Source organism: Bhargavaea cecembensis, assembly GCF_000826125.2.
Lineage (GTDB): Bacteria > Bacillota > Bacilli > Bacillales_A > Planococcaceae > Bhargavaea > Bhargavaea cecembensis_B.
This window is the reverse complement of record NZ_LN651373.1, coordinates 1,316,118-1,326,703: the sequence shown is the minus strand read 5'-3', so window position 1 is coordinate 1,326,703 and position 10,586 is coordinate 1,316,118. Positions and strand designations below refer to the sequence as shown.

Sequence of the window (10,586 nt, the reverse complement as noted above, 5' to 3'; positions counted from 1 at the left end):
CCCGCCAATGGATTCCCTTTATCAAGAAATTGGTAGACTACTTTTTGATTCGCGGCAGCACATTGAATATCGAACAGGCACAAGTTTATTTGGGGGTAAGTGCGACAAAAGCAAAAAAGTTATTGCGCTCGCCTTTATTCATAAAGCGCGGAAAATCAGTCGCCATTTATTATCAACTAAACTACTCGGCGGTGATTTTTAACGAGGAGGGAGAGTTGATTATTCCTGATTCTTCTGTGGAGATCTTTATGAAAAGGTAACTGATGATGTGTGGGGGGCGGGGTTTCGCGCCTGCCCGGAGGCTTTTCGCGCCCGCTTTCGCTCTTTTCCCGCCCGCTTTTCGGCGGCCGGGGTTTTCGCGCCTGCCCGGGACATTTCGCGCCCGCTTTCGCTCTTTTCCCGCCCGCTTTTCGGCGGCCGGGGTTTTCGCGCCTGCCCGGGACATTTCGCGCCCGCTTTCGCTCTTTTCCCGCCCGCTTTTCGGCGGCCGGAGTTTTCGCGCCTGCCTGGGAGCTTTTCGTGGCCGCTTTGGCTCTTTTCGCGCCCGCTTTCGCTCTTTTCCCGCCCGCTTTTCGGCGGCCGGGGTTTTCGCGCCTGCCCGGGGGATTTTCGCGCCCGCTTTGGCTCTTTTCGCGCCCGCTTTTCGGGGGCCGGGGTTTTCGCGCCTGCCCGGGGGCTTTTCGCGTCCGCTTCACCCGGTTTCGAACCCGCCTCCCCAGGCCCAAACAGAAAAAACCGGGCGTCCGCCCGGTTTCTCCCATTCAATCATTTCTTTTTGCGGCCCCAGAACTGGTAGTAGTCTGTTCGGATGAAGCCGTTGAAGAGTTTTCGTTTCTTTGTGGCTTGCCGGCCCCAGAGTTCTTCGAAGTTTTCCATGGAGGAGAGCATGTAGGCGGACCAGGTCGGGTAGGCCTCCATCGTCCGCCCCAGTGAGCGGATGGCTTCTTCGACTTCTTCGATTTCGCCGATGCGTTCGCCGTATGGCGGGTTGGAGGCCATGACGCCGTTTTCCTTTAGGGTCGTGAAGTCGGCGGCCTGCATTTGCTTGAATGAGATCAGATCGGCGAATCCGGCTTCGGCGGCGTTGGCTTCCGCGATCTTGATCATGCGGTGGTCGATGTCGGTGCCGGTGATGTCGAGTTCGATGTCGTAGTCGGCGACGGATTCGGCGTGGGCCCGGACATCTTCCCACACTTTCGGTTCCATCCACGGCCAGCTTTCGCTGATGAATTCGCGGTTGTAGCCGGGTGCCATGTTCTGGCCGATCATCGCCGCTTCGATGGCGAGCGTTCCGGAACCGCAGAACGGGTCATGGAACGGTCGGTCGGGGCTCCAGCGGGTGAGCTGGACGAGCGCGGCGGCGAGGGTTTCCTTCAGAGGGGCGTCTCCCTGGCCGACGCGGTAGCCGCGTTTGTGGAGACCGGCGCCGCTCGTGTCGATTGTGAGCGTTGCGATATCTTTCAGCATGGAAATTTCGATTTTGAACAGCGGGCCGGTTTCCGGCAGGATGCCCCGCCGGTTGTTGGCTCGGTTCATCCGCTCGACGATCGCTTTCTTGACGATCGCCTGGCAGTCGCGGACGCTGCCGAGCTGGGATTTGACCGATTTTCCGGCCACCGGGAATTCGGCGTCGACCGGCATGAGGTCCTCCCAGGGGAGTGCTTTCGTTCCTTCGAACAGATCATCGAATGTCGTGGCCTTGAATTGGCCGAAGACGATTTTCACGCGGTCCGCCACGCGGAGCCACAGGTTCGTGCGCGCGATGGCCGTTTCATCGCCTTCAAAATAAACTTTGCCGTTTTCGACTGCAGGTTCGTAGCCGAGCGCCCGCACTTCGTCTGCGACGGGCTTTTCGAGGCCCATCGCGGCGGTCGCCACCAATTTGAATGTCGTCATCCGTTTCACCCTTCCGAGCGGGACTGGCCCGCCGTCCTTGTGCTGTATGTATCGTACAAAAGAAACGCCCTCCTGTCATGGAGAGCGTTTCGGGATTTACAAATATACCGTCGCCATTCGATAAGCCATGTTTTGTTCCTTCGTACTGTAGCGGCTCTCGCCTCGTACTCCGGCGGCAATCATCTATCTACAGGCCTCAGCCTGTCCCTTCATCCGTTGAATTCCTTCAGAAGGATGCCCCTACCAAAATTTGGGTTTCTCACTCGAGGGGTTTACCCGTTCCACCCGCACCGTTTCCGATGCGGCTACGTCACTGTGGCACTTTTCAGGGATTCTCGGCCATATCCCGGAGGACTTAGGCGTTACTCCCGCCGTCAGACCCGGATGGATCTGCCCCGGCTTATGACTTCGCCGGGCACGAACACTACGGCCGTCTCAGGTCCGTGTGAGCATGGACTTTCCTCTACAACCCGAAGTTGCAGCGATCACCTGAATGGCGACTTTGGCAACGTTCATCATACCACAGACGGGCGCCGGATTCAATCAGACGGAAAATGTTCAACTTTCCGCTCAATTCGGGATTTCCCGCCCGCTCGCCTGTCCGTCGCTCAGTTCCCGTCGAGCTTGCTGCCGAAAACGTGCCGTTCAAGGTTGGACAGGCGCTTCAGGATGTCAAAATTGGTCGTGCCGGTCTGCGGCTGCGGGGCTGCCGGGCGGTTCTTCATTTCCTCGGCTTCCGCCTTCAGCTGGCGGTTCTCCTCCTGCAGGGCGGCGATTTTCTTATTGAATGCTTCATAGTCTTGAATTATTTCATCCAGGAAATGATCCACTTCGTCCGGTTTGTAGCCGCGGACGGCTGTCTTGAATTCATGCTCAAGGATATCTTTGGCGGTCAGTTTAATGTCCATTGTTCTCGTCCTTCCGTCTAGGCATGCTTTGCTCAAGTATAGCATATTTTGCCCGCCGGTGTTCATCCTTGTCGGAAGGCGCGGCGTTTCTGTCGACTCGTGCGCTTGCCCGGGAAATAGTCAGTCCATTCCCCCAATTATTCCGGGAAATGAACGGCCGCATCATTTCCTTTCCCGCTTCGCCCGCACCCTCGCGAGCCGCTTGTCGAACGCGGCCTGCCATCTCGCTTTCCGGGCGGGTTTCATCGAGTCCATCCCTTTCAGGAGTCCGACTGCGCGCAGGCAGTTGATCTCCGCCTTGACGAGGTTGCCGAGCCGGTGTTCGTTCAGCTTGGCGATTTCCTCGAGCGCCTTCAGCGACTTTATGTCATCCAGACCGCCGCCGAGCGCCTGTTCAAAGGCGTTTTCCGCATCCCCGAACCGGCCCTCTTTTTTCAATAAAAATCCGAGATGATAGTAAGCTTCGTCGGTTTCGTCGAAGAACAGATCGGTCACTTCCTCGAGCACTTCCCGGCTTTTGCCGTATGCCTTCAGGTCGCCGAACCATTTTCCGATGTTCGTGTGCGGGAGCGGGGTCGGTTCTTCGTTTTCCTTCATGAGCAGGCCGGTCAGATGGACGAACAGGGTCACGAGCGACAGCAGGTCCCATTCGTTGTGCCGGATGATGCCGAGAAGCAGTTCGGGGCTTCCGCTCTTCACCGCATCCGTGTAGATGATCGGCGCGAGGAAGCCGGGCACGTCGTCCTCCCGGTGGAATCCGAGGACCTCTTCCTCGATCGACTTCAGCGAGAAGCTCTCAAGTCCGCCCTTCCACACCCGGCGCGTGCCTTGGAGCAGGTCGATCTGGAACGGGTCTTCGAGCTCCGGCAAGTGTTCCCGGTTCATCGTCCAGCGTGTCTTCAGCTGCGGCCAGTCGAAGCTCTTGCCATTGTAGGTGACGACCGTCCGGCCGCCTTTCCAGAGGCCGGTCTCGTACAAGAACGCCGCTTCATGTGCCGGGCCGGCGAGGACGTACTGGTCGAGCGTGAAGCCGGCGTCGTCCGCCGCAAGCAGCCCCGCCATGAAAATGAGCGAGCCGGTGCCTTTCAGTCCGGTCGTCTCGGTGTCAAAGAACAGCAGCTTCCGCTCGTCCCCTTCGGCGAAAGGATGGACGCCGTCGGAATCCGCCCAGACGGCCGCCGCGTCCTTCAGTTCGCCGAGCCGGTGCGATCCGTGGGCGGTTTCCGGCGAGTAGCGGACCCGCCGTCGGAACACCGTGCCGAATTGATTGTCGATCCGCTCGAGTCCCACCGCTTCCCAGGCCGGGGCGTAAAAAGGAGGCGCGGGCTTCTTGAACGCCGTCTCGCGCGGTTTTTCCGCCGGTGCTTTCTTAAGCATCTTTTTCATCTGCATCAGTTTGTTTTCATAGGACATGGCGCGTCACCCGGACAGCTTTCCGAGCAGTTCCGCGACGCGCCGCTTCACATTCCCGCCGGATTCCTGGGCGCCGATGCAGACCGGGCAGCCGGATTCGCACGGGCAGGATGTGACGTGGTCCGCCGTCTGCGCGAGGAGTTCGTCCCACATGCCGTGGACCCGCTTGCTGAGTCCGATGCCGCCGGGATAGCTGTCGTAGACGAAGAACGTCGGCCGTCCGGTGTGCACGGCCTTGACCTGGGGCACGACGTGGATGTCCGAGCGGTCGCACGAGACGAACAGCGGGATGAACGAATGCATCGCGTACGCCGCTCCGGTCATCGTGTCGGTCAGGTCCGACTCGGTCCAGTCCGCCGGCCGGTCGAACGACAGCCAGGCGGAAGACGTGTGCATCTCTTCGGCAGGAAGCGTGATCGGCCCCGAGCCGATGTTGTCATGCGAGTCGAAGCGGATCTTCTTGAAGATCGTCGGCATGGCGAGGACGGCGATGTCCCCGTAGGAGGCGGTGCGGCCGTCCTCCCGCTCGACTTCATCCTCGGCGATCACTTTCAGCTCGACGGCGAGGTTGGCGTCCGTGAAGTAGTCGACGTCCACTGCGCGCACGTAGGCCTTCTTTTCTTCCCAGTCGAGTTCTTCGACCTGGTACTGGGTCCCCTGATGGATGTAGATGGCTTCCTCATGCAACAGAGTCATCGCGCTGTACCGGTCCATTTCGCCGATGACCGTCGTGTCGCGAGGGACGGATTTGTCGATGATGATGACGTTCTCCTGTGAAGCGGAGCGGAGGCTCACTTCGCTCGCGGGGAACCGTTCGCTCATCCAGTGCCACTTGCCGCCCTCTTCGACGAGGACGCCTTCTTCTGCGAGGAACGCGAGCAGCTCCTGGACTTCGAATTCGCCGTACGGTTCGTCGAGCGCGAACGGGAGCTCGAACGAGGCGCATCTCAGATGGTCCATGAGGATGAGCAGGTTGTCCGGATGGATCCGGGCCTCTTCCGGCGACTGGCCGAACAGGTAGTCCGGATGCGCGACGACATACTGGTCGAGCGGGAGCGACTGGGCGACGTAGATGATGAGCGCCTCGTCCTGCCGGCGTCCGGCGCGGCCCGCCTGTTGCCAGGCGCTTGCAATATTGCCGGGATAGCCGGTCATGATGCAAGCCTGGAGCTGTCCGATGTCGACGCCGAGCTCGAGCGCGTTCGTGCTGACGACCGTCCGGATGTCCCCTTCCCGGAGTCCCCGCTCGATCTCCCGCCGCTCGGATGGCAGATAGCCGCCGCGGTAGCCGCGGATCGTCTTGTCGGCGAGCTTCTTCTTCGTCATCTCTTTCATATAAGTGACGATCATCTCGACCCGCACCCGGCTTTTCGCGAAGACGATCGTCTGGATCTGCTCCTGATAAAGCCGCCGTGCCAGGTCCCGGACTTCGAGCACGGCGGAGCGGCGGATGCCGAACGTCGGATGGATGACGGGCGGGTTATAGAACAGGAAGTACTTCTTCCCCGCAGGCGCCCCGTTGTCCGCGATGAGCGCCATTTCGCGGTTGGCGAGTTCTTCGGCGAGTTCTTTCGGATTCGCGATCGTCGCGGACGTGCAGATGACGACCGGGTCGCTCCCATAATAGCGGGCGATCCGGATAAGCCGGCGCAGCACATGGGCGACATGGCTGCCGAACACCCCTTTATACGTATGTAGCTCGTCAATGACGATGAACTTCAGGTTTTCAAACAGCGAGACCCATTTCGTGTGGTGCGGCAGGATGCCGGAGTGGAGCATGTCCGGATTCGTCATGATGATATGGCCGGATTTCCGGACTTTCTGCCGGATCCCCGGGCTCGTGTCGCCGTCATACGTGTGGCTCAGGATTTCTTCGCCGCTCGCCTCGATCAGCCGGTGGAGGTCCGCCATCTGGTCCTGGGCGAGCGCTTTCGTCGGAAACAGGTAAAGAGCGCGGGACGCCGTGTCCTCGAGCACCGACTGGAGGACGGGCAGATGGTAGCAGAGCGACTTGCCCGAAGCGGTCGGCGTCACCGCAGTGAACGACCGGCCGGAGCGGGCGAGATCGAACGCTTCCCGCTGGTGGGTGTATAAGGAAGAGATGCCGCGAGATTCCAGCGCTTCTCTGAGCGATGGATGCAGCCCGTCCGGGAACGGCGCATAGCGGGCTTCCTTCCCTTCGATCACCCGGTGATGACGGATGCCGGGACCGATCTCCGGGTCGGCGAGCCACTCTTCCACGAGCTCACTGACCGTCTTCTTTTTCTTCATCAATTCCATCCGCTTTCCCCTCCTCCAAGGCTTCAAGGACGATTTTCAGCGTATATTGGACAGACTGGATTGACTGGTAGAACCGCTTCTTGCCGGTCCCCTTGTAAAATGACTGGACGACGAACTGGGTCATCATGTCGGCGGCGTTGTCGATCTGCGGCATGCGGACGTATTTCGGCCGTTCCGCTCCGATCCACCGTTCCGCCTCCGATTTCCAGTCCGCGATCATGGCGTGGACCCGGTCGGCGTACGGCTTCACTTCTGAGAAGAAGTCCGGTTCCCGGTCCTCTTCGCGCATCTGTGCATGCCGCGGCTTGCACTCATCGCACTCCTCGAGCAGGGCGAGCGTCAGTTGCTTAAGTTTCATAATAGGTCTGCTTCCTTTACGGTTGGTTTTCTTCATCCTATCAAATATTATAGAACCAGACCACCTGAATGGAAACGGATGTTCCTCGTCTTTGTCCGGGTGGCAGGAAAAACCACGGCTGCGGCGGCAACCTCCATCCCGTCCCGCCGTCTATAATCTATGATATGATGGAGAAATGCGAGGTGATCAAAATGGCGATCCGTTACCCGGGCGGCCGGAAGTACAGGCCCCCGGAGCAGCCGAAGAAGAAAGCCCCCAAAAAGAAAGACTACTCATTCAGCAACCGGGGTAAGACATTGGAGGATGAGCTGGATGAATCCAATGCCTACTATTTGGCGAATCAGATTGCAGTCATCCATAAAAAGCCGGTGCCGGTCCAGATCGTGAAAGTCGACTACCCGTCAAGAAGCGCGGCGGTCATCCGCGAAGCGTACTTCAAGACGCCGTCGACGACCGACTACAACGGCATTTATAACGGCCATCATATTGATTTCGATGCAAAGGAAACGGGCATCGCCTCTTCATTCCCGCTGAAAAACGTCCATGCCCACCAGATCGAGCATATGCGCAATGTGACGGCGCAGGGGGGCATCGCCTTCCTGATCGTGAAGTTCACATCCACCGGACGGTACTTCGTCGTCCCGTTCGGCCAGGTCGACCGCGCGTGGAAACGCATGGAAAGCGGCGGGAGGAAATCGATCCCTCTGTCGGAACTGGAAGAGGAGGCCATCGAGCTCCGGGCCGGCTACCGGCCGCGTCTCGATTATTTGAAGGCCATCTCCCGTTTCGGCATTTCCTGAGCAAGAAGAAAGAGAGGAACCCTTATGAGTGACCATATTCCATCAAGGTCCGAACGGCGCAAACAGCAGGAGCTGGAAAAGAAGGCGTCGCGCCGGAGAAAACAGCCGGCAGGCAGGAAAACTCCGGGAGGAAAGAAAAAGCCCGTCTGGAAACGGATCATCTCGGCGATCGTCCTGCTCGGCGTCATCTTCCTCGTCGCCGGAGCGGCACTGTTCACTTACTACGCCGCCTCCGCGCCGAAACTCGACGCGGAATCGCTCAAGGATCCGCTGTCGTCCGAACTGTATGCGCTCGGATCCGATGAGCCGTTCATGACGCTCGGTTCTGAAAACCGGGAGTACGTCGAATACGAAGATATCCCCGCCGACATGCGAGACGCCATCCTCGCGACCGAGGACGTGCGTTTCTTCAAGCACCACGGCATTGATTTCTGGCGTCTCGGCGGAGCCGTCCTTGCGAATCTGCGAGACGGATTCGGCGCGCAGGGCGCGAGCACGATCACCCAGCAGGTCATTAAGAACTCGTTTTTACAAAACGAAAAAACGCTGAAGCGGAAGGCTCAGGAAGCCTGGCTCGCCTTCCAGCTTGAGCGGAAGTACAGCAAGGAAGAAATCTTTGAGATGTACTTCAATAAAGTGCTCATGTCCGGAAACATCTACGGCATGGGCACGGCAGCGGATTCGTTCTACGGCAAGGAACCGGCCGAACTGACGCTTCCTGAAATGGCGCTGCTGGCCGGCATGCCGCAGAGTCCGAACCGCTACAATCCTTACAACCATCCGGAACGGGCGGAGAAGCGCCGAAACATCGTGCTCGGCCTCATGGTCCAGCACGGCAAAATCACCCAGGAGCAGGCCGACGGCGCGCGTGCGATTCCGGTGACGGAAGGACTCGTCCCGCCGGAGCAACGCAAGCAGCACAACTCGGGGAAATACGCGGCGTTTGTGGACATGGTCACGGCCGAACTCGAGAAGCATGACCTTTCCATTTCCGACGGCCTGAAAATCTACACGACCCTCGACCCGGCAGCGCAGGAGAAGGCGGAAGAAGTCGTCTCATCCGGCAATCTTCCGTCTGAACAGATCAACGCCGGCGTTGCGGTCGTGGACACGAAAACCGGCGCCATCCGAGCGATCGGCGGCGGCCGTGATTACGTGACCGGCAATTTCAACTATGCCATCAAAAACAACCGTGACGTCGGATCGACGATCAAGCCGGTCCTCGACTATGCACCGGCGATCGAATATCTGGACTGGTCGACCGGCCAGACCGTCAAAGACGAAAAGACCACCTATAAAGGCAGCAAGCAGGTCATCCGCAACGCCAACGGGAAGTATCTCGGGAAAATGACGATGCGCAAAGCCCTGTACATGTCCCAGAACGTCCCGGCCGTCAAGACGTTCGAAGAAGTCGGCGGCGGACGTGCCGCAGAGTTTGCGGGCAATGTCGGCATCAAAGTCGACAAGCCGAATTCTTCCAACGCAATCGGCGGCGGCGTGTCGGCCTCCCCTCTCCAGATGGCCGGCGCCTACGCCGCATTCGGCAACGGCGGCATGTACACCGAGCCGTTCTCGGTCGAGAAAGTCATTCTCCGGGACGGCAAGACGGAACGCACGCTGAAGCCGAAGCCGGTCAGCGCGATGAAGGATTCCACGGCCTATATGATCACGGATGTTCTCCGTGACGTCGTGAAAAACCCTCAAGGCACAGGTTATAAGTACGTTAAAAGCGGCGGCCTGGACGTCGCCGGCAAGACCGGGACGACCAACTATGACAGCAAGACAATCGAAAAGATCGGCATCGGACCGGAAGGCTTCTCAGTGCCTGACAGCTGGTTCGTCGGCTACACGCCTGAATACTCCATTGCCGTATGGACCGGCCACGAAAAATACAACCAGCCGATCCAGAGCTGGGATGAGCGTTCGTATCCGCAGAGAGCATTCTCCGACATTCTGCTCGATCTCGCCCAGCGCACCGACAACACGACATTCAAGAAGCCGAAGTCGGTCGTCGAAGCGACAATCCAGGTCGGCACGGATCCGCTCCGCCTGGCAGGTGCCGGCACTCCTTCGAACAAGAAGAGCACCGAGCTGTTCGTGCGCGGGACGGAACCGAAGAAGGCGGCCAAGCCGGCGAAAGAGGAACCGGACGAGACCGGCCTCGAAGCACCGACCGGCCTGAAGGCGGACTATGACGCCGAACAGAACCTCGTCAGCCTGAAATGGAAACACAAGGCGCCGGATGAGGACGGGGACGTGCAGTTCAATGTCTCCTACAGCGTGGACGGCGGAAGCGCCCAAGCCCTGACGACCACATCCGAAAAATCAGCGGCAGCCACCGGCATCGAACCGGGACGCTCGTATACGTTCACGGTCGTCGCAGTGCTCGGCGACCAGACGAGCGCCCCTGCCTCCGTCTCCCTCCAGGTCGGCGAAAAGGCCGAACCGGATGAAGAAGAACCGGACGAGCAGGAACCGCCGGAAGATGAAGAAGAGCCGGATGAGCAAGAAAACCCGGGACAGGACAATCCGGGTGACCAAAACTCCGGCGGCGAGCAGGGCGGAAACAACGGAAACGGCAACAACAGCGGCAACAACAACGGAAATAATAACGGAGACAACCAGGGCACCCCCGGCAACGGCCAGCAGAATCCCGGCGGAGGAAACAACTCCGGCGGAAACCAGGGCGGCCAAGGCGGTCAGGGCGGAAGCAACCAAGGCGGCGGCCAGGGTGGCGGAAACCAGGGCGGCAGCGGCGGCTCCGGAGGCGGCCAAGGCGGCGGAGGCAACACCGGAGGATCCGGAAACAGCGGAAGCCCCGGCCAGCCACCCGGCGGCGGAGACGGAGAATAACCCAAGTTGATCCAAACCAAAAGCCTGCCCACCGGTCATCCCGGCGGGCAGGCTTTTTCGTCGTTCATTCTGTTGGGG

The 10,586-nt window shown here is 59.5% G+C and carries 8 protein-coding genes and 1 other RNA gene; 3 read left to right on the top strand and 6 right to left on the bottom strand.

Annotated elements, in window-relative coordinates; translation table 11 throughout:
* Positions 1–260 (top strand): hypothetical protein (locus BN1189_RS16170; RefSeq protein WP_179860951.1); only part of this gene is annotated, 260 nt, incomplete at its 5' end.
* A gap of 505 nt (positions 261–765) precedes the next feature.
* Here the strand turns inward: BN1189_RS16170 and BN1189_RS12070 are convergent.
* From BN1189_RS12070 to BN1189_RS12045, 6 genes are all read right to left on the bottom strand, one after another.
* Positions 766–1,896: a THUMP domain-containing class I SAM-dependent RNA methyltransferase gene (locus BN1189_RS12070; protein ID WP_040228424.1), complete on the bottom strand. Its 1,131-nt coding sequence runs from the start codon at positions 1,894–1,896 to the stop codon at positions 766–768.
* A 116-nt stretch (positions 1,897–2,012) separates the two neighbouring features.
* An RNA gene (gene rnpB / locus BN1189_RS12065) (RNase P RNA component class B) lies at positions 2,013–2,393 on the bottom strand.
* A 111-nt stretch (positions 2,394–2,504) separates the two neighbouring features.
* The gene (gene gpsB, locus BN1189_RS12060; protein ID WP_040228422.1) at positions 2,505–2,804 is read right to left on the bottom strand and encodes a cell division regulator GpsB; all 300 of its coding nucleotides are present in this window, start codon (positions 2,802–2,804) and stop codon (positions 2,505–2,507) included.
* A 162-nt stretch (positions 2,805–2,966) separates the two neighbouring features.
* Positions 2,967–4,217 carry a ribonuclease H-like domain-containing protein gene (locus BN1189_RS12055; protein WP_040228420.1) on the bottom strand — a complete coding sequence of 417 codons (1,251 nt, stop codon included), beginning with the start codon at positions 4,215–4,217 and terminating at the stop codon, positions 2,967–2,969.
* A 6-nt stretch (positions 4,218–4,223) separates the two neighbouring features.
* Positions 4,224–6,488 (bottom strand): DEAD/DEAH box helicase, encoded by a 2,265-nt coding sequence (locus BN1189_RS12050; RefSeq protein ID WP_218922854.1) that lies wholly within the window; start codon positions 6,486–6,488, stop codon positions 4,224–4,226.
* On the bottom strand, positions 6,463–6,855 hold the full coding sequence (locus tag BN1189_RS12045) for a YppE family protein (protein ID WP_040228418.1): 393 nt from the start codon (positions 6,853–6,855) through the stop codon (positions 6,463–6,465). Before BN1189_RS12045 ends, BN1189_RS12050 begins: the two co-directional genes overlap by 26 nt.
* A gap of 191 nt (positions 6,856–7,046) precedes the next feature.
* On the opposite strand from BN1189_RS12045, the gene recU reads away from it, so the two are divergent.
* Complete coding sequence (gene recU / locus BN1189_RS12040) at positions 7,047–7,655, top strand: Holliday junction resolvase RecU (RefSeq protein WP_040228426.1); 609 nt, start codon at positions 7,047–7,049, stop codon at positions 7,653–7,655.
* Positions 7,656–7,679: 24 nt separating this feature from the next.
* Positions 7,680–10,508, top strand: a complete 2,829-nt coding sequence (locus BN1189_RS12035; RefSeq protein ID WP_040228417.1) for a PBP1A family penicillin-binding protein — start codon at positions 7,680–7,682, stop codon at positions 10,506–10,508.
* Positions 10,509–10,586 lie beyond the last annotated feature (78 nt).